Below are 18,661 nucleotides of genomic sequence, written 5' to 3'. Positions count from 1 at the left end.
CAATATTGTTTTATTTTCTATCTCATGGTGAGCTTTTCTATGGTGCAATCTTCCAGTCCCCGCGAGCTGCGCTTTACTGTCAATGGAATGCAGTTTGCCGCGCAGGAGTGGGGTGATTCCACGCAATTACCGGTACTCGCATTGCATGGCTGGTTGGATAATTCCGCCAGTTTTTTTGCCTTGGCTCCGCGGCTGAAGAATGTGCATATTGTTGCCGTCGATATGGCGGGGCATGGCCAGAGTGATCATCGTCCCGGACAAATGGCTTATACACCCTGGGATGATATTAATGATCTGCTGGCTGTAGCAGATTATCTGGGGTGGGAGCGTTTTGCATTACTTGGACATTCGCGTGGTGCCATTATCGGAACACTGGCCGCTGGTGCATTTTCCGAGCGATTTATTGCCTTGGGGTTGGTTGAGGGATTGCTGCCTGAGCCTGCTCGCCCGGAGGAGGCTCCCAAGCAATTGGCGAGAGCAATTAATGGCTTGCGGGTCCAGCAGCAAAAAACACCTTCGGTTTACCCTGATATAAAAATTGCTATTAAAGCACGCGAGCGCGGTATGTTTCCTTTGGGGCACGCTGCCGCGACAGCATTAACCGAACGCGGCGTTGTGGCGCAATCGAATGGTGTTTCGTGGAGCACCGATCCTCGTTTGTTAGCACCTTCAGTAATTAAATTATCGCGCGAACATTTGCATGCATTTATTAATAGTGTCCGGGCACCAATAAAATTATTGTTGGCTGAAGATGGCCTACCCAAGTTGTATGCAAACTATATGCAAGAGGTTGCCCGGTTCTCGTGCGTTGATTATGAATTGCTACCGGGCGGCCATCATTTGCATATGGAGCAGGAGGTGGATTTGGTAGCGGAAAAGCTCAACGAATTTTTCGCCCGTTTTATTGTCTAGTCATTCGTAAAAGAATCAGATCAAAAATAGCTACAATTTTCTGTGAGAGCCTATGAACTGTTTTCGTTATATTAGTGTAGCAATTTTGTTATCGGTTGGCGGTGTTGCAATTGCAGATGAATTGCCATTGCAAAACTATCACAACGCACGGGTAATGTTTCAAAGTGGCGGTGAAACCGATGATTATGTGTTGGCATTGGGAAGCTATAAAAAAATTGCCGGCAGTTGGCGAGTTGATCGCCAACAGCGTTTAAGTGGTGAGCTTGCGCGCTCTACATTAGAGTTGCCAGAAGGACATAGCGCGAGTAACGGTTTCGACTTTTATCTGGATCAATTGCAGAATTTTAATTTCCGCGAATTATTTCATTGTAAAAGCCGCGATTGCGGCACCAGCAATTCATGGGCTAATAATCACTTCAAAATCCAGCAGCTATATGGGTTGGATCAGTTCCAACAGTATGGTGCCTATGAAGTTACCACTGCCGATGCAAAACCGTTTTATGTAGCACTCTATGCCGTACAGCGCGGTAATAAACGTGTTGTTATTCAGGTTGATGTTTTGCATGTTGATAAAATTATTGAACTGGGAATAGCGTCAAGCCCGGAGTCGATTATCAAATCATTGGATGCTAATGGCTATTACGTTTTCCCCGACCTGGTGGCCGACGATCCGCAAGGTAATACCAACATCCAAATTAAACCGGCGCATCTACAAGCACTGATTGATGTATTGACGCAAAAGCCCGGTTGGAAAATCGCGCTGGTAGGGCATGATTACGCTCCTGTATCTCTTGCCCAACAACAAAAAGATTCGCAAGGTTATGCCGAGCAACTGAAAAATGCATTAAAAGATAAGAGTGTTGTGGCCAGTCGGATCACTACTTATGGCGTAGGCAGTCTTGCACCGGCAGGGCGTGGTGATCGAAGTGCGCGCGTTGAGGTAGTTAAAATTAACGAGTAGTTATAGTTGAATAATAAATCGCATCGCCAATAAAAAAAGGCGGTATCACTTTTAATGCCGCCTTTTTTATAGTTCGATAAATGGTTAGCGCAGTAGCGATAAAAACTCATTGCGTGTTGCCTGGTTGCTGCGAAAACTACCACGCATTGCCGAGGTCTTCATCGACGAGTTTTGCTTTTCCACGCCGCGCATCATCATGCACATATGTTTTGCTTCGATAATAACGCCAACACCGGAAGCGCCGGTGATGTCCTGGATGCACTCGGCGATTTGCACGGTAAGTTGCTCCTGGATCTGCAAGCGGCGCGCGAACATATCAACAATCCGCGCGACTTTAGATAATCCCAATACTTTCCCGGTAGGAATATAGGCAACGTGGGCTTTGCCAATAAAAGGTAAAAGATGGTGTTCGCACAGTGAATATAACTCTATATCTTTTACCAGAATCATTTCGTCAGAGTCGGATGGAAAGAGGGCGTCATTGACCACTTCGTCTAGTGTTTGGTGATAACCGCGGGTCAGGAATTGAAAGGCTTTTGCAGCTCGGTCAGGGGTATCCAGCAGGCCAGGACGGGTTAAATCTTCACCAATGCCAGCAATAATGTTCGCAAAGTGTTCTCTCATCAAAAGCTCCTCAAGCGGCAGTGGGGCGCTGCCTTACACAAAACGGCAGTTTACCGCTTCCGATGGATTTCTAGAAAACATAAATCCTGATTTGGGCGATTAATTCGGTAGAATGCGCGCAGTCTGCCCAGTTCGAGGTTATCCATGCCCACTTTTTCCAATGATGTTAATCAGGCTTCTACCGTTTTTGATCAAGCGCGCGATGAGTTGCTGACCATTCGCGATTTCTTCCGCTGGGCTGCCAGCGAATTTATCGCGGCTAAGCTTTTTTACGGCCACGGTACTGATAGCCCTTGGGATGAAGCCGAGCAGTTGGTCCTGCATGCAATTCACTTGGTGCCGCCACTGGGTGATGAATGGCTGGATGCGCAGTTGACGCGTAGCGAGCGGACGCGGGTAGTCGCTAATGTCCAGCGCCGTATCGAGGAGCGTATCCCGGCAGCTTACATTACCGGTCAAGCCTGGTTTGCGGGTTTGCCTTACGTGGTTGATGAACGGGTATTGGTGCCGCGCTCGCCCATCGCAGAGCTTATTGAAAAACGTTTTGCGCCTTGGCTGATAGATGAACCACAACAGATTCTTGACCTCTGTACCGGAAGTGGTTGTATCGGTATCGCCTGTGCCCATGCATTTCCTGATGCTGAGGTGCAATTGAGCGATATTTCCTATGATGCCTTGGCGGTGGCGGAAGAAAATATCCAGCAGCATGGTGTAACTGAGCGGGTGTTTGCGCTGCAATCGGATCTGTTTGAAAACCTCTACGGGCAACGTTTTGATTTGATCGTCTCCAATCCACCCTATGTTGATGCCGATGATATGGCCAGTCTACCGGATGAGTTTCATGCAGAGCCTGAGTTGGGTCTTTCATCTGGCAATGACGGTTTGGATTTTACCCGGAGACTTTTGGTTGAGGCTGCAGATTTTTTAACCGATAACGGCGTGCTCATTGTGGAAGTTGGTAATTCCTGGCCGGCGTTGGAAGAGGCCTATCCATCGCTGCCGTTCACTTGGGTGGAATTTGAACGTGGCGGGCATGGCGTCTTTGTATTGACGGCGCAGGATTTGCGCAATGCACGTGCAGAAGGTGTCCTCTGATCCGCTGATGACGATGCGTCTCCAAGACAAGTCACGTATAATCGGCGCACTTTTTACTTATCCGGTGTTTGATTCTTATTTCTGGAAATAACTGATGTCAGGAAATACTTACGGCAAATTGTTTACTGTGACTACCTTCGGCGAGAGCCATGGTGTGGCGTTGGGCGCGATTGTGGATGGTTGTCCTCCCGGCCTTGAATTGACCGAGGCAGATATCCAAATCGATTTGGATCGTCGTAAGCCGGGTACATCCCGCTATACCACCCAGCGTCGCGAAGAAGATGCGGTCAAGATTTTGTCCGGTGTATTCGAAGGCAAAACCACCGGCACCCCGATTGGCATGCTGATCGAAAATACTGACCAACGCTCAAAAGATTATTCCAACATCAAAGACCAATTCCGTCCGGCCCATGCGGATTACACTTACATGCAGAAGTACGGTGTGCGCGATTATCGCGGCGGCGGCCGTTCATCTGCGCGTGAAACTGCTATGCGTGTTGCTGCAGGCTCCATCGCTAAAAAATATTTAAAAGATTTTCACGGGATTGAAGTGCGTGGTTATTTGTCGCAGCTCGGCCCGATCAAAATCGAAACCGTAGATTGGGATCAAGTTGATCAAAACCCGTTCTTTTGTCCTGACGCCAGTAAAGTACCTGAGATGGAAGCGTTCATGCAGGCGCTGAACAAAGAAGGTGATTCCATCGGCGCAAAAATTACAGTGACTGCGACCAATGTTCCGCCCGGTTTAGGCGAACCTATTTTTGATCGCCTTGATGCAGAAATTGCTCATGCGTTGATGAGCATCAATGCGGTGAAAGGTGTAGAAATTGGCGAAGGATTTGGCTCTATCGAGCAGCGCGGCAGTCAGCATCGCGATGAGATGACACCGGAAGGTTTCCTGTCAAATAATGCAGGCGGCATTTTGGGCGGCATTTCTTCCGGCCAGGATATTATTGCCAATATCGCGCTCAAACCAACATCGAGTTTACATTTACCGGGTCGCAGTGTTGATGTGCATGGCAATGCAGTTGAAGTGATTACCAAAGGTCGCCATGATCCATGCGTGGGTATTCGCGCAACGCCGATCGCGGAAGCGATGTTGGCGTTGGTGCTGATGGATCACTTGTTGCGCCAGCGTGGACAAAATGGTGCTGTTAAACATTCTGTTCCGGTAATTCCTGCCAGCGTTAAATAATTTTCAAGGGTGTGTTGGGTTAGTCATTGCGATGGTAATGACTAACCCAATGTTTTAATTCACTCCTGCCGTTGTGTTTCTATGTCCCTTTCTTTTGCGCAGCAAGCAATTCCGTATTGGCGCCTCTCCGGATTTTATTTTTTTTATTTTGCTGTGGTTGGCACGCTGATTCCCTACTGGGGAATTTATCTCAAATCCCTCGGTTACTCATCGCAAGATGTTGGCATTATCAGTGCAATTATTATGGCAACCCGTATTGTCGCACCCAATTTTTGGGGTTGGCTTGCGGATCACACGCGGCAGCGGTTGCGCATTATCCGCATTGGCAGTTTGGCCGCGAGTATTATTTTTGCCGGTGTTTTGCTTGACCAACGTTATTGGTGGCTGGTGTTGGTGGTCAGCTGTTACACCTTCTTTTGGCACGCGGTGCTGCCGCAGTTCGAAGTCATTACCCTTGGATACTTGGGCAATAACTACCATCGTTACGGCCAAATTCGTTTGTGGGGATCGGTTGGTTTTATCGCGGCCGTGGTGGGCTTGGGATTGGTATTTGATGTATTGTCCATCCGTTTCTTGCCGCTATTTATTTTAACGTTCCTGATTTTAATCTGGTTATCCAGCCTCAGTTTGAAAGATGTAAGCGCTAAAAAATCTGATGGTGAGCCCCCGAAATTTTTAAGCCTGGTTTTGCAGCCAACGATTATTTGTTTTCTGGCTGCCAGCTTTTTATTGCAGCTGAGTCACGGCCCTTACTACACGTTCTATACGCTTTATCTTGTTGAAAACTACGGCTACACCCGCACTGCAACCGGCTTGTTGTGGGCGCTGGGTGTGCTCGCAGAGGTCGCGATCTTTATGGTGATGCATAAAGTGTTGGGATGTTTTAATTTGCGGCTATTAATGCTATTCGCCTTGGGAGTCACCAGTTTGCGCTGGTTGTTGATTGCCTACGGTGCTGAATACTTGCCTGTGTTGTTATTTGCACAGCTGCTGCATGCTTGCACCTTTGGCATCGCCCATGCAGTTTCTATCGAATTGGTGCGCACCCATTTTAAAGGTGCGAACCAAGGGCAAGCGCAGGCAATGTATAGCTCATTCAGTTTTGGCGCAGGTGGTGCAGCAGGTGCATTGATTGGCGGACTCCTGTGGGACTATAGTGCTTCAACCACGTATTTATTGGCTGCAGTTTCCGTATTTGTTGCATTTTTGTTGTGTTATTTTTGGTTGCATCCCATATATCGTCCGGTAGGAGATACACCTCATGAATAATTTGACGGTCACACTGGTACAGCAGGTGATCACACCAAATAATCCCCAACATAATCTTGATGTGTTTGCGCAGGCGATGGACGCCATTACCAAAACAGACCTGATTATTTTGCCAGAGGTATTTACTACAGGGTTTTGTTCCAGCGCGCGCAGCTATGCGGAGTCGGTCGATGGACGTGCTTATCTGTGGATGCGACAACAAGCGGCCAAACATAATGCAGTAGTTACCGGGAGTTTGGTGGTCAAAGTAGGTGAGCAGTATTTTAATCGTCTGGTGTGGATGCGCCCCGATGGCAGTTATACCGAATACGACAAGCGTCATTTATTCAGGATGGCCGGCGAACACACGCGTTATGCGATGGGTAGTGAGCGTGTTTTGGTTGAGATAAATGGTTGGCGAGTGTTGCCGTTAATTTGTTATGACTTGCGTTTTCCAGTGTGGAGTCGCAATCGCAACGATTATGATCTTTCGTTTTATGTCGCGAATTGGCCAAGCGTTCGTGGTTTGCATTGGAATCGCTTATTGCAAGCTCGGGCTATCGAAAATTTAAGTTATATTCTTGGTGTGAACCGTGTAGGCATGGATGAGGCAGGGCAACATTACGCAGGTGATTCCAGTGTCTATGGCCCTTCTGGCGAACTGATTGCAACAAGTCAGGAAGCGGAATTGATAACAGTCGAATTATATGCAGAAAAATTAATCACGTATCGCGAACAGTTTCCAGCCAATTTGGATGCAGATGCGTTTATATTGCAATAATGTTTTTTCTCGCAGGAGAATTTAATTATGCCCACAGGTTTCGGCGATAAGCTGGTTATAGCAATTTCATCGCGTGCATTATTTAACTTGGATGAAAGTCATCAGGTTTACATTAATGAAGGACTTGCTGCTTATGCGCAGTACCAAATTGAACACGAAGATGAAATCCTTGCGCCCGGTGATGCTTTCCCATTGGTGAAAAAATTATTGCGCCTCAATGAGCGATTGGGCGATGAACCGCGTGTTGAGGTAATTTTATTGTCGCGCAACAGCGCTGACACCGGCTTGCGCGTATTCAATTCAGTTGAGCATTACGGGCTCAAAATTAGCCGTGCTGCATTTTGTGGTGGCACATCGCCTTATCGTTATGCATCAGCATTCGGTTGCCATTTATTTTTATCGACCGAGCCGGATGATGTAAGGCAAGCGCTGGATCACGGTATGGCAGCGGCGACATTAATTGCATCCAACAATCAAGTCGAAAATGAAGATGAACTGCGTTTTGCCTTCGATGGTGATGCAGTTATCTTTTCTGATGAGGCCGAGCAAGTTTATAAATTACAGGGACTCTCAGCATTTACTGAAAGTGAAAAAGCATCTGCCAAGTCACCTTTGAGCGGAGGTCCTTTCAAGCAATTCCTGGCTGCCTTACATAACCTTCAATCTGAATTTGGTGAAAACTGTCCGATCCGTACAGCGCTGGTGACTGCTCGATCAGCGCCTGCGCATGAGCGTGTCATCCGCACCTTGCGCGCATGGGATATTCGCATCGACGAGTCGCTATTTTTGGGTGGGCTATCGAAGGGAACATTTCTCAAAGCGTACGGCGCCGATGTGTTTTTTGACGACCAAAAAATGCACTGCGAATCCGCTCGCGAGCATGTCGCTACGGGACATGTACCCCACGGGATTGCGAATCGCCTATTGCCATAATGTAATAGCCGCCCTGCATATATACCCAATGTGGGGTGTGTAATCGGTATTTTTTGCTATTTTTGTAATATTCCTGCGGCAAAAGCTTTGAATTTATAGGATATAGTCTAAAGTTGTAACAAGAGCAGCCGGAAGCACAATTAATAATGGTTAGGCATAAGGCTGCGATTTGTTCTATTCTTGAAATGAATAACCTAACTTAATTTTATAACTCTGAGCTTGCATCGGGGTATATTTCTGGTACTTGCATTTGCAAATACCCCCAGTGAGTGAGCCAATCGGAGGGCTTATGAAGCTGCAACAACTGCGTTACATCTGGGAAGTGGCACATCACGACTTGAACGTGTCTGCTACTGCACAGAGTCTTTATACCTCCCAGCCTGGTATCAGTAAGCAAATTCGTTTGCTGGAAGATGAACTGGGTGTTGAGATTTTCTCGCGTAGCGGGAAGCATTTAACCCGTATCACACCAGCAGGTGAGGCGATACTTAAAACTGCAGGCGAGATCCTGCGTAAAGTTGAGAGTATTAAACAGGTTGCCCAAGAGTTCAGTAATGAGCGCAAAGGTACCTTGACGCTGGCGACTACCCATACCCAGGCTCGCTATGCGCTGCCACCGGTAATCGGGTCATTTATCAAGCAGTATCCTGAAGTTGCGCTGCATATGCATCAAGGCACGCCGATGCAGATTTCCGAGATGGCAGCGGATGGCACTGTTGATTTTGCTATCGCCACGGAAGCTATGGAGCTGTTCAGCGATTTGATCATGATGCCTTGCTATCGTTGGAATCGCAGCATTGTAGTACCGAAAAACCATCCATTGGCCCAGGTTTCCAGTCTGACGCTGGAAGAGGTTGCCAAGTATCCAATCGTTACTTACGTGTTTGGTTTCACTGGTCGCTCCAAGTTGGATGAAGCCTTTATCAATCGTGGTCTCGCGCCCAAGGTTGTATTCACTGCCGCCGACGCCGACGTTATCAAGACTTATGTACGTTTGGGCTTGGGGGTTGGGATTATCGCCAGCATGGCGTATAACGAAAACACTGACAGCGACCTGATTGCCTTGGATGCCAGTCATTTGTTTGAGTCCAGCGTGACCAAGATTGGTTTCCGTCGCGGTACCTTCTTGCGTGGATTTATGTATGACTTCATCGAGAAGTTCGCTCCGCATCTGACCAAAGACATCATCAATGAAGCATTCAACCGCCATTCAAGGGCGGAGCTGGATGATTTATTTGAAGATATCGAAATCCCCACGCATTAATGGGGATAAGGCTAAAAAAGCCGGACGAAAGTTCGGCTTTTTTATTGAATATCAATTCATTAACCTGTTTTTTTAATCCAATTTATCCATTCCTGTTTAGGTATTTCTCCCGCGCATTTATTTTCCCTCATTTATTTAATGTCCTTTTCTTATACAAAATAATTGCTTTGTACAGGGTATTAAGTTAAAACTTATACAAGACTATTAATCTGTATAGGAATGTAATGGGCAAAATTCCGCTGGGTGTCAGCCAGTGTTTGATGGGTGAGCAAGTCCGTTATGACGGCAGCCACAAGCACAATCATTACTTGACTGATGTGCTCAGTGAGTACTTTGAGTTTCGCCCTGTATGCCCGGAAGTGGCTATTGGCTTGGGAATTCCACGCAAACCTATAAGGTTAGTTATTGTGGGTGACGAGACCCGGGTGCGCGGTATCGAGAACCCGGATCTGGATGTGACGGATGCCCTGGTTAATCAGGCGGAATTGGCCATACAACAACTGCCGGATATCTGCGGTTATGTGTTTATGCAGAAATCCCCCAGTTGTGGTGCCTTTGGGATGAAGCGCTATCTTACTAACGGCTTTTCCATTGATAGTAAAGGGCAGGGCGCCTATGCAAAACGGGTTATGGAGTTGATGCCATTATTGCCTGTTGAAGAGGCTGGCCGGTTAAATGACGCAGGTTTGCGCGATAACTTTTTGACCCGTGTGTTTGCTTATTACGATTTTAAAACGTCAGTGGCTGATGCTCCTACCGCCAAAAAACTCATTGATTTTTACTCCCGCTATAAATACCAGGTGATGGCACATCATGTGCCGAGCTATTTTTCCATCGGTCGTTATTTATCAAATCTCGCTGAGCGGGACATCCACACAAGCAGCAATGAATTCTTTCGCCTGTTTATGGAAGCGCTTGCCCATCACGCGACCCGTAAAGGTAATACCAATGCGATTATGCATTTACGCGGTTATTTGAAAGAGCGATTGAATACCCAGGAAAAACAAGAGCTATCCCAATTAATTGATTCCTACAAAACTGGCATTGTGCCTTTGGTTGTGCCGCTTACCTTGCTTAAACATCACTTGTTAAAACTGGATAATCCTTATTTGAAGTCGCAAACATTTTGGGCGCCGCATCCGGAGCGTCTGGGATTGCGTAATCACATTATTGGGAATGACTAGTGGAACCGATAGTAGACATTGAAATAGCGGAAGCGCTGGTAGATGACAACGTACCTATTCGCGAAATTTCCCGCGTCACTGGTGTGAATACGGTGACTTTGCGCGCCTGGGAGCGGCGCTACGGGTTGTTGATTCCCCAGCGAACGACCAAAGGCCACAGGCTCTATAGCCGGGCTGATATTGAACGCGTTAAAGAAATTCAACTATGGCTGGGACGCGGATTAGCAATTAGCAAAGTTAAAGCGCTGCTTGCCGATGAAAAACGTGGGGATGATGTTCCTGCGATAGATTCAGTCTGGCTTCAATTAGTCCAGCAAATCCAAAGCGCTATAACGGCGTTTAACCGCAACCAGCTTGAGCGTTTGATTGAAGATACTTTTGCACTTTACCCGATTGCGATGGTTGCTGACTTTTTATTGGTGCCGCTTCTGGCAGAACTTCAAGGTGATGAACCGGGTAAACCGGTACGCCGCGCTTTTTTTACCGCCGTGATTCTCGAATATATCCAAGCCTCCCAAAACCGCCAACGACAAGCGGCGCAAGGTGAAAAAATTCTGGTTATTTCAGCCGCAGGTGATGAAAGTCCAGTGCTGTCACAAGTATTAAATTATGGTCTCCTGGTGAATCAACATCAGGCCGAATTTTTGGGTTATTTAACCGTTAAAGAATCATTGCTTTGCGCTGAGGCGCTGGGTGTAAAAATAGTGGTGATTACAGGTGGCGATACCTTAAATACTGGCGAGCTGCAGCTACACTTGAATCTATGGCGAGAACGTTCGGCCATACCTGTTGTGCTGGCGGGAAACGCAGCGCGTGTTTTCAGGGCGTTGAGTTTTGAACCGAATACAGGAGTCTATCTTTGTGATAACCAACAGCACGTGTTGGTCGCAATCAACCAATTATTGAAGGGATGAATCATTTATTATGACGCTTACGGTTCCGCAAAAAATACGCAATTTGTACCTTCGCTTTGATAAAAAAATACTCCGGTCCCTGGCTGACGTCTACAGCGATGATGTGCAGTTTCGAGATCCGCTCCATGCGTTGAATGGCCTGCAAAATCTTACTGAATATTATGCCGGGATGATGGATGAACTGATCGAATGCCGTTTTGAATTCCATCATTCAATGGAAATGTTCGAACGCGGTGAGGCGATACTTTTCTGGACGATGCATTATCGCCATAAAAAGTTAGCCAAAGGAAAATCGCTGGAACTGACTGGCAATACTCATCTGCTATTCGACGATAAAGTGTATTACCACCGCGATTATTACGATGCCGGTTCAATGCTGTATGAACACATTCCGGTAATGGGGTACGCCATTAGACTGATAAAGAGAAAAGTAGGTGCGAAGTGACTTCTCTCGTTTGGTTGCGCCATGATCTGCGCGTGTACGATAATCCCGCTTTATTCAAAGCTGCAGAGTCAGGGCAGGGTGTGGTGGCTGTTTATGTGCATTGCGATGCCTATGTGAAACTGCATGTTATCGCACCTGCGCAACTGGATTTTGTGCGTCGCCATTTATTGGTTATGCAGAAAAAATTAACTGCGCTGAATATTCCTTTGCTGATTGTGCGCGTAAAAAAACCAGCAGAAATTGCGCCAGCGTTACTGCGTGTTGCACAGGATATCAGTGTGGAATATTGTTATTTTAATGCGGAGTATCCACTCAACGAATTGAATCGCGACCTTGCTGTCAATCAACTGCTGCGCGATAACGGAATTCTGGTAAAACGTTGCCACGACCGCTGTATTGTTCCGCCAGGCATGATCCGCAATGGTCAAGGCGAGCCCTACAAAGTATTTACCGCTTTCAAAAAGAAATGGTTACACACAGTAATGCCCGTCATCTTGCAGCCGCTAGCATTGCCTGCCAAACAACCAGTACTTTCCAATATCAATGCTGCCTCTGCAAATGAGATTAATCAATTATTTGCTGGCCATGAACTGCGCGATTTATCGGTGCTTTGGCCAGCTGGCGAAGATGAGGCATATCGTCGACTGGATGTATTTATTGAACGGTCGCTGTCCCGCTATCTGGATCAGCGTGACTTTCCTGCCATTGAGGGTACGTCAACCTTGTCCCCTTACTTTGCCGCAGGTTCCCTGTCGCCCCGTCAAGCTCTCTCCGCGGTACTTGCCCATACACACGGCGAGTGGGATGGCGGTAATGCGGGCGCAAATTGCTGGATAGGTGAGTTAATCTGGCGGGAATTTTATCAGCATGTAGCGGTGGATTATCCTCAGGTTTGCAAACGCAAAGCCATGCAGGCACCCACCGAAGCTTTTCCCTGGCGTTATGATAAAGCGCAATTCTCCGCATGGTGTGAAGGCAAAACCGGAATTCCAATCGTTGATGCGGCTATGCGGCAGTTGAATGCAACCGGATGGATGCACAACCGCCTGCGGATGGTAGTCGCTATGTTTCTGACAAAAAATTGCCAAATCGATTGGCGCTGGGGCGAAGATTATTTTATGTCGCAGTTAATCGATGGCGATTTTGCAGCGAATAACGGTGGTTGGCAGTGGAGTGCTTCAACAGGAACTGACGCTGCACCATACTTCCGTATCTTTAATCCCATTAGTCAATCTGAACGTTTTGATCCGAATGGTGAATTCATCCGTAAATGGGTGCCAGAGCTGGCGCATTTATCGAATAAACAAATTCATAATCCGCCAGCTGTAAAAAATTATCCGCGCCCGTTTGTTGATTTGTCAGTGAGCCGAAAAGAAACCATCGCGCTTTTTGCACAGCTGCTACCAATAGCGCATTAACCGGACAACTTCATGAATTCCACCATTCGTTGAAAAGGAGTTATTATCACCCGCTATAATCTTCTCTATTGGGCGCAATGCTCGCCCCGTTGAGTTCTCTCGTCGCGGTTGTATCGGCATCAGCGGAATGGTCTAGCCCATTGGTTGAAGTTCTACCTATAATAGTGACTCTGATGTTGCCATTACACCGGTTTCTTAGTTTGAGGATTTCGTCCTATGTCCAGCGCAAAACGACAAAATGATTTTCGCCGAGTTCTTGCCCGCAGTTTTGGGCTGTGTGCCATAGTCACTGGTTTCTATACAGCGTCGGTTGCTGCTGAGGAAAATTATGTTGTCGCAGGCAGTGCATACAATATCGAAAATAATCAGCTTGTTTACCGTGAGTTATACACAGGTCTGGATGAGAACAAAGCGGTGCGCGTCGATTATGTAACACCTGATGGCCGGACATTCGCGACCAAAACGCTGGTTTATATCGGCGAACCTTTTCAACCCAGCTTTAATTTTGAAGATACACGCGATAACGAATTCGCCTCTGCACATTTTCAAGGGGGGCGTCTGGTCCTCACCCACGGCATGAAAGGCTCCCAAAGTGAAAAAACGATTTATGACAATGCTCGCCTTGTTATTGATGCGGGCTTTGATGCCTATATCCAATTGAATTGGGACAAGTTGGTTGCAGGTAAAACCTTGAAGTTTGATTTTGCTCTTCCGGCCCGTTTGAATACCACCCAACTTGAAGTGCGTAAAATCAAAGGCTCTGATTCACCGATATACGATGCACACTATGGTCGCGAGTGGATTTACTTCCGTATAACGCCCGCTAAAAAAATTGCCTCGCTCTTTGCGGATCCCATCAATCTTGCTTATGATCCGAATGGGAAATATTTGATGCGCTTCCATGGTCGCTCCAATATCGATGACGATAGAGGTGGCCCACAAGATGTTCGTATTGAGTATGAATACGCCAACTAAGCTGGTGAGTAGCGCGAGCAGTAGAAATATTACTCGCGCTTGATGGATAAAATACTTGGATGCTTTGTTCTGCGGGTTTTATGTTTCTACGTATTATTTTCCGGGTATGAACACCAATCGCTCCAGCTACCGGGATAGAGCTTCGCGTTTATACCGCTTATCTCCAGCGATAAAATATTCACGCAAGCCGTAACTCCCGAACCACAATAGACCACCAGACTGTCGCTATCCGGCAAATCCTTCCAACGTTGTTTTTGTATTTCCTCTGGTTTGATAAAACCTTGCTCGGTAGTTGCATCCTGCCAGAAATAATTAAGTGCTCCGGGAATGTGGCCCGCCACCGGATCGATAGGTTCTTCTTCGCCGCGATAACGTTTGGCTTCGCGCGAATCTATCAGGGTAAGTGCGGAGCCTGCTTGTAAAATGTCCGTACGATCCGCGATCCAGTTTTGTTGGACAACCGCTTTAAAGTTTCCGTGTTTGGGTGCAGGTTCGCGTCTGTCGATTGCACCGCCCGTATTTACCCAGCCGGTAAAACCACCGTCAAGGATAAGAACATCCTGGTGTCCATAATAACGCAGCAACCACCAGGCGCGGGCAGCGTAAGCCATACGCGAATCATCATAGACCACAATAGTCGAATGTTGGTTTACGCCGGCTGCGCGGAGTTTTTGGCTGAGCGCTTCTACACCAGGTAAAGGATGGCGACCGCCGTGCGTATCGGTTTCACTGGAAAGATCCTTTTCCAGATCAAGAAAGTAAGCACCGGGAATATGACCGCTACGATACTGCTCGCTGCCGAGGATTTTATTCATCAAATTGAAACGGCAATCAAAAATCACAACTTTGCCCAATTGTGATTTCAGTTGTTCGCTAGCGATAAAGTGACTCATTAGTGTGTGACGCGCGTGAAAGTCAAAAAAGTGGCGTCATAATCGCATTATTACGGGCTGCTTGGGAAGGGTAAATACTGAACGCTTTGTGTGTTTTTTGTAAATGTTGGCGATGTGAGCTACTGACTTTATTAACGGGTTTGCCAGCCTTCCGGGGTTTTACCTTCAAGTTGATAGGCGAAGGCGATGATATAGGCCACCGCAATGTACAGCGCTGAAGGTATTTCATCGCCCAGCTCCAGTGTGACAAGCAGATCGACAAGCGCTGAATTATCGCAAAGCGGAACACCATGCTCCCGGGCGATAGCAATAATTTGCTCGGCAACATCGCCAGTGCCTTTAGCGCTGACATGCGGGGCATTCTTTCCGTCGTAGTAGATCGCCACGGCTTTTTGTAATTGCTGGGGTGAATATTCAGAAGCCATCTCGTAATCTCAGGTTTTAATATCTACCAATGAATAACTGACTGACATTTTGGGTTTAGGCGGTAATCCGGGAAGACACTGCATTTGTGTGACCTGAATACCTTCGCCTTCTAATAACGTTTTTAATCCATCAAGCCGAATTTTTGCTTCCTGCAGCGTGGTTTCATTTTCTGCCCAAAACTTTGCCGCCAGGTTATCACCTAGTACTGTGAGTTGCGCATAGAACTGGCCTATCAATGGTAAATCAACGTTGAGCATTACATTCCATTGCTGCACACGCGTGCTACCTTGTTCCTTGCCATCATTTTGCTCTTCCACCCACTGTTGTTCCATTTGAATATGGAGTGGATGTACGTCGTGTCCCTGGCGAACAGGAATTTCAAATTGCCAGGATTGTGTTGGTTGTGACTGATCTGCCTGACCCAATTGGTGATTCAGCGTATGCATTTGTTGCAGCTGAATTTTTGCCAGACTGCCCAGTGTGTATTGATGCATCAACATAACCAACTGCGTGCGCAATTGTTTTTGGCTGAGTTCCCCTTGCTGCTTGTTGGCAAGCAAACCTAAAAATTGGGGCAGGGCGATTGCTACTACATTTTTATTGAACTCGTTTGCAAGTGGTGAACCGGGTAATGTGATCCCCAGTTCTGTATCCAATTCATGCAGTAATCCAAGCAGCGCGCCTTTTAAATCCTGGCTCGCCATTTTTTCTACAGAGACTTGCGGAATCGCGATTTGTTTGTTCGTCGCAATGGATTGATCGCCGGATTTTAATAGTGGTGATGCAATACCTGCAGTCGTATTTAAAGGATTAGTGGCCGCTACGGAACCCTTTAATGATGAGTTAGCAGGCGCTATCGTTAATTCATTATTTTTCTGCCCGGAAACCAGTTGTGCCAATTTATTTTCAAAACTCTGGCCATTATTTTTCAGCGTCATTTCCAGTAATTTAGGATTGCTGAGTTGATCGGTTAAACGAATGTGGTTACTCAGGGTTTTCAGTGATTGTTGCACTTGGCTGGATAGCCATTCCTTGCGCTCAGTCAATGGAAGCTGCTGAATAAATTGGGTGATTTTTGGCAAGCTTGTCAGTAAATCCTGACCTTTGTCTTTTTGTGGTAGCAAACGGCGTAATGTTTCACCAACAGCATCGATAGTTTTAATAGCGACATTTTTGTTTTGCGCAACGATTGTCGCCAACAATTCAGTGATCGCATTGTTTGAATGTGCCACACCGGTATTTGCTGCTGTAGTTGGAGTGTTGGTTGTCTGCAATAGTGCATTAAATGCGGCGACCTGGGCTTTGGTAAGTGGCTGCAATAATTGTAGACGTTGCCCCTCGGCTAATTGCATTAACAGGGTTTGACCGACTTGCACCGGTTGATTGGTATAAGTGAGTAATGTTGTGGTTAGTGGCGCCGGGATATTTGTAGCAGCCGGAACTGCAGTATTAACAGGTGATGATGTATTAACTGAAAGGGTCACCAACTTAACACCGGGTGTTTCGACCAAATTCTTCTGCGCTTCCAGTTGGGTAATCAGGGCTTTGATCGCGGGTGCAGCAGAGTTCTTATTTAACTGGGCCAAATTAGCCTCAATGGTTTTAACCAATTGGGCGCGTTCTTCCGGTGTTGCCTGGGTTACTTTTTGGACATCCGCCAAGAATTGACTGCCTACTTTCAAGCCAAGCACCTTAGTGATCATCATTATTTGTTCGACCTGTGCACGCTGGGCATTTTGTACCAGCTTGTCGGTGACTGAACTCAGCTCCATGGCTTATCTCGAATAGACATTAATGTGATCAAAAACGTAAATTGGGGTGCTATGCCGGAACACAGGCCGCTATAATCGCGGACTTCAGGTCGCCAGCCAAACCGAATTGCTTGTGCTGAGTATAGCGGCTGATAAGACGTTTCCTGTAGATACCATACACGCCAAGGCAATTATTAGCATGACCGATTTGGGGATTAAGGTAGGTGTTCCGCTGCTTGAGCTGTGTGACCTTGGCTGTGAGCGGGACGAGCGACTGCTTTTTTCCGGTTTGGATTTGCGTCTTTTCCCTGGTGATGTTGTGCAGATTGGTGGGTCGAACGGCGCTGGTAAAACAACCTTATTGCGCGCCCTTGCGGGAATCAGCACGGATTATCTCGGCCACATTCGCTACGCTGGTCAGGATTTGCCGGCCGCTGCATGGGAGTTCGCGGGTGATAGTCTTTATCTCGGTCATCTACCCGGTATCAAAAAAGCATTAACGCCAGTCGAAAATCTGGAGTGGTATAAAGCCCAAAGCGGCGCAGCTGTTTCAATTGAGAGTGCGCTGACAGCCGTCGGCCTTTATGGCTATGAGGACACTCCTTGCTACCAATTATCGGCAGGGCAGCTGCGCCGGGTGGCGCTGGCAAGGTTACACCTCAGTCTGGCGCATATCTGGATTCTCGATGAACCCTTTACCGCAATCGACAAATTGGGCGTGAGCCAGTTGGAAGCACTTATCGCCAACCAATCTGCCAATGGCGGCGTGGTGATTCTCACCTCTCATCAGGATTTAACCTTGCCGCAGTTGCGGATAGTGAATCTGAAAGACTATCAGCCAGGGGGGCGCGGTGATCAAACCAAAGATGGGTTTGGCAGTCTGAATGACAGAGATATTTATCATGGTTGATAAAGCTCCGGCGACGACCTTATTTGGCGGTTTTGTCGCCAGTTTTCGTCGCGATTTACTGATTGCCGCGCGGCACAAAGCTGAGCTTACCAACCCGTTGGTATTCTTTTTGATCGCGGTAACCCTGATTCCACTGGGGGTTAGTCCGGAAAAGTCCGTACTGGCGTTGCTCGCACCGGGAATCGTGTGGGTTATGGCATTGCTGGCGACGCTGTTGTCGCTCGATGGCCTGTTTCGCAGCGATTACGATGATGGATCGTTAGAGCAGATGTTGATTAGCCCGCAGTCACTGTACTTTACGGTGATGGCAAAAATGTTGGTGCATTGGTTAGTGTCGGGTTTGCCGGTGACTTTATTGGCACCTTTGCTCGGATTGATGCTGAGTTTACCGATCGATGGCTACTTCCCGCTGCTGGCATCATTGGCTTTGGGGACTGCATCGATGAGTTTAATTGGCGCCGTTGGGGCCGCTTTAACAGTTTCACTGCGCAAGGGCGGTTTGTTGTTGTCGCTGATCGTGATGCCACTGTATATTCCCGTACTGATTTTTGGGGCGAGTGCGGTGCAGATTGCCGTGCAGGGCGGAGCGATTGGCATGCAACTGGCAGTATTAGGCGCGTTCCTCGCATTGGCGATTGTGCTTGCTCCAATTGCAGCAGTTGGCGCTTTGCGTATCAGTACAAATGGTTAACTAATAATAACGATCAGCTAACAGCTCAGCGATAAGGTCTT

Annotated in this window: 19 protein-coding genes; 15 read left to right on the top strand and 4 right to left on the bottom strand. The window is 47.3% G+C overall.

What is annotated here, in order from left to right; all coding sequences use genetic code 11:
• The first annotated feature begins 39 nt into the window (after positions 1-39).
• Positions 40-912: an alpha/beta hydrolase gene (locus AC1RJL_RS17725; protein ID WP_492916449.1), complete on the top strand. Its 873-nt coding sequence runs from the start codon at positions 40-42 to the stop codon at positions 910-912.
• 52 nt (positions 913-964) lie between these two features.
• The gene (locus tag AC1RJL_RS17720; protein WP_492916446.1) at positions 965-1,873 is read left to right on the top strand and encodes a DUF4892 domain-containing protein; all 909 of its coding nucleotides are present in this window, start codon (positions 965-967) and stop codon (positions 1,871-1,873) included.
• An 84-nt stretch (positions 1,874-1,957) separates the two neighbouring features.
• On the opposite strand, the gene folE is transcribed toward AC1RJL_RS17720, so the two are convergent.
• A complete protein-coding gene (folE, locus tag AC1RJL_RS17715) occupies positions 1,958-2,497 on the bottom strand; it encodes a GTP cyclohydrolase I FolE (RefSeq protein ID WP_492916444.1) in 540 nt (179 codons plus the stop codon).
• A gap of 144 nt (positions 2,498-2,641) precedes the next feature.
• On the opposite strand from folE, the gene prmB reads away from it, so the two are divergent.
• From prmB to AC1RJL_RS17660, 11 genes are all read left to right on the top strand, one after another.
• Positions 2,642-3,592, top strand: coding sequence for a 50S ribosomal protein L3 N(5)-glutamine methyltransferase (gene prmB / locus AC1RJL_RS17710; protein ID WP_492916443.1), 951 nt, complete (start codon positions 2,642-2,644; stop codon positions 3,590-3,592).
• A 94-nt stretch (positions 3,593-3,686) separates the two neighbouring features.
• Positions 3,687-4,787, top strand: coding sequence for a chorismate synthase (aroC, locus tag AC1RJL_RS17705; protein WP_492916441.1), 1,101 nt, complete (start codon positions 3,687-3,689; stop codon positions 4,785-4,787).
• Between the two features lie 81 nt (positions 4,788-4,868).
• The gene (locus tag AC1RJL_RS17700) at positions 4,869-6,056 is read left to right on the top strand and encodes an MFS transporter (protein WP_492916439.1); all 1,188 of its coding nucleotides are present in this window, start codon (positions 4,869-4,871) and stop codon (positions 6,054-6,056) included.
• Positions 6,049-6,816 (top strand): amidohydrolase, encoded by a 768-nt coding sequence (locus AC1RJL_RS17695; protein WP_492916437.1) that lies wholly within the window; start codon positions 6,049-6,051, stop codon positions 6,814-6,816. Before AC1RJL_RS17700 ends, AC1RJL_RS17695 begins: the two co-directional genes overlap by 8 nt.
• 27 nt (positions 6,817-6,843) lie before the next feature.
• Entirely contained in the window at positions 6,844-7,749 is a 906-nt protein-coding gene (locus AC1RJL_RS17690; protein WP_492916435.1) for a 5'-nucleotidase, read from the top strand.
• Positions 7,750-8,038: 289 nt separating this feature from the next.
• Positions 8,039-9,013 (top strand): HTH-type transcriptional regulator CysB, encoded by a 975-nt coding sequence (gene cysB / locus AC1RJL_RS17685; RefSeq protein WP_492916433.1) that lies wholly within the window; start codon positions 8,039-8,041, stop codon positions 9,011-9,013.
• Positions 9,014-9,237: 224 nt separating this feature from the next.
• Positions 9,238-10,197 (top strand): YbgA family protein, encoded by a 960-nt coding sequence (locus tag AC1RJL_RS17680; protein ID WP_492916431.1) that lies wholly within the window; start codon positions 9,238-9,240, stop codon positions 10,195-10,197.
• Positions 10,197-11,111 (top strand): MerR family transcriptional regulator, encoded by a 915-nt coding sequence (locus AC1RJL_RS17675; RefSeq protein WP_492916429.1) that lies wholly within the window; start codon positions 10,197-10,199, stop codon positions 11,109-11,111. The genes AC1RJL_RS17680 and AC1RJL_RS17675 overlap by 1 nt, the downstream gene beginning before the upstream one ends.
• A 10-nt stretch (positions 11,112-11,121) precedes the next feature.
• Positions 11,122-11,556: a nuclear transport factor 2 family protein gene (locus tag AC1RJL_RS17670; protein WP_492916427.1), complete on the top strand. Its 435-nt coding sequence runs from the start codon at positions 11,122-11,124 to the stop codon at positions 11,554-11,556.
• Positions 11,553-12,974: a cryptochrome/photolyase family protein gene (locus tag AC1RJL_RS17665; protein WP_492916426.1), complete on the top strand. Its 1,422-nt coding sequence runs from the start codon at positions 11,553-11,555 to the stop codon at positions 12,972-12,974. Before AC1RJL_RS17670 ends, AC1RJL_RS17665 begins: the two co-directional genes overlap by 4 nt.
• 216 nt (positions 12,975-13,190) lie before the next feature.
• On the top strand, positions 13,191-13,949 hold the full coding sequence (locus AC1RJL_RS17660) for a hypothetical protein (protein WP_492916424.1): 759 nt from the start codon (positions 13,191-13,193) through the stop codon (positions 13,947-13,949).
• Between the two features lie 86 nt (positions 13,950-14,035).
• Here the strand turns inward: AC1RJL_RS17660 and AC1RJL_RS17655 are convergent, their stop codons facing one another.
• From AC1RJL_RS17655 to AC1RJL_RS17645, 3 genes are all read right to left on the bottom strand, one after another.
• Positions 14,036-14,842, bottom strand: coding sequence for a sulfurtransferase (locus AC1RJL_RS17655; protein ID WP_492916422.1), 807 nt, complete (start codon positions 14,840-14,842; stop codon positions 14,036-14,038).
• A 131-nt stretch (positions 14,843-14,973) separates the two neighbouring features.
• Positions 14,974-15,267, bottom strand: coding sequence for an EscU/YscU/HrcU family type III secretion system export apparatus switch protein (locus AC1RJL_RS17650; protein WP_435784273.1), 294 nt, complete (start codon positions 15,265-15,267; stop codon positions 14,974-14,976).
• A gap of 9 nt (positions 15,268-15,276) precedes the next feature.
• Positions 15,277-17,040, bottom strand: a complete 1,764-nt coding sequence (locus AC1RJL_RS17645) for a flagellar hook-length control protein FliK (protein ID WP_492916420.1) — start codon at positions 17,038-17,040, stop codon at positions 15,277-15,279.
• 112 nt (positions 17,041-17,152) lie between these two features.
• Between AC1RJL_RS17645 and ccmA the strand changes: the two genes are divergently transcribed.
• A complete protein-coding gene (gene ccmA, locus AC1RJL_RS17640; RefSeq protein ID WP_492916418.1) occupies positions 17,153-17,929 on the top strand; it encodes a cytochrome c biogenesis heme-transporting ATPase CcmA in 777 nt (258 codons plus the stop codon).
• Positions 17,904-18,620, top strand: a complete 717-nt coding sequence (gene ccmB, locus AC1RJL_RS17635) for a heme exporter protein CcmB (protein WP_492916416.1) — start codon at positions 17,904-17,906, stop codon at positions 18,618-18,620. The genes ccmA and ccmB overlap by 26 nt, the downstream gene beginning before the upstream one ends.
• Positions 18,621-18,661 lie beyond the last annotated feature (41 nt).

It is taken from the genome of Cellvibrio sp. GW822-FHT04B05 (genome assembly GCF_058800985.1).
Note: the sequence above shows the minus strand (reverse complement) of the source record. Positions and strands in the feature narration are given on the sequence as shown.

What these genes read in the sequence shown, in the direction of transcription:
- AC1RJL_RS17725 (WP_492916449.1), top strand. Translation starts at nt 40, where the DNA reads ATGGTGCAATCTTCCAGTCCCCGCGAGCTGCGCTTTACTGTCAATGGA.
- AC1RJL_RS17720 (WP_492916446.1), top strand. Translation starts at nt 965, where the DNA reads ATGAACTGTTTTCGTTATATTAGTGTAGCAATTTTGTTATCGGTTGGC.
- folE (WP_492916444.1), bottom strand. Translation starts at nt 2,497, where the DNA reads ATGAGAGAACACTTTGCGAACATTATTGCTGGCATTGGTGAAGATTTA.
- prmB (WP_492916443.1), top strand. Translation starts at nt 2,642, where the DNA reads ATGCCCACTTTTTCCAATGATGTTAATCAGGCTTCTACCGTTTTTGAT.
- aroC (WP_492916441.1), top strand. Translation starts at nt 3,687, where the DNA reads ATGTCAGGAAATACTTACGGCAAATTGTTTACTGTGACTACCTTCGGC.
- AC1RJL_RS17700 (WP_492916439.1), top strand. Translation starts at nt 4,869, where the DNA reads ATGTCCCTTTCTTTTGCGCAGCAAGCAATTCCGTATTGGCGCCTCTCC.
- AC1RJL_RS17695 (WP_492916437.1), top strand. Translation starts at nt 6,049, where the DNA reads ATGAATAATTTGACGGTCACACTGGTACAGCAGGTGATCACACCAAAT.
- AC1RJL_RS17690 (WP_492916435.1), top strand. Translation starts at nt 6,844, where the DNA reads ATGCCCACAGGTTTCGGCGATAAGCTGGTTATAGCAATTTCATCGCGT.
- cysB (WP_492916433.1), top strand. Translation starts at nt 8,039, where the DNA reads ATGAAGCTGCAACAACTGCGTTACATCTGGGAAGTGGCACATCACGAC.
- AC1RJL_RS17680 (WP_492916431.1), top strand. Translation starts at nt 9,238, where the DNA reads ATGGGCAAAATTCCGCTGGGTGTCAGCCAGTGTTTGATGGGTGAGCAA.
- AC1RJL_RS17670 (WP_492916427.1), top strand. Translation starts at nt 11,122, where the DNA reads ATGACGCTTACGGTTCCGCAAAAAATACGCAATTTGTACCTTCGCTTT.
- AC1RJL_RS17660 (WP_492916424.1), top strand. Translation starts at nt 13,191, where the DNA reads ATGTCCAGCGCAAAACGACAAAATGATTTTCGCCGAGTTCTTGCCCGC.
- AC1RJL_RS17655 (WP_492916422.1), bottom strand. Translation starts at nt 14,842, where the DNA reads ATGAGTCACTTTATCGCTAGCGAACAACTGAAATCACAATTGGGCAAA.
- AC1RJL_RS17650 (WP_435784273.1), bottom strand. Translation starts at nt 15,267, where the DNA reads ATGGCTTCTGAATATTCACCCCAGCAATTACAAAAAGCCGTGGCGATC.
- AC1RJL_RS17645 (WP_492916420.1), bottom strand. Translation starts at nt 17,040, where the DNA reads ATGGAGCTGAGTTCAGTCACCGACAAGCTGGTACAAAATGCCCAGCGT.
- ccmB (WP_492916416.1), top strand. Translation starts at nt 17,904, where the DNA reads ATGACAGAGATATTTATCATGGTTGATAAAGCTCCGGCGACGACCTTA.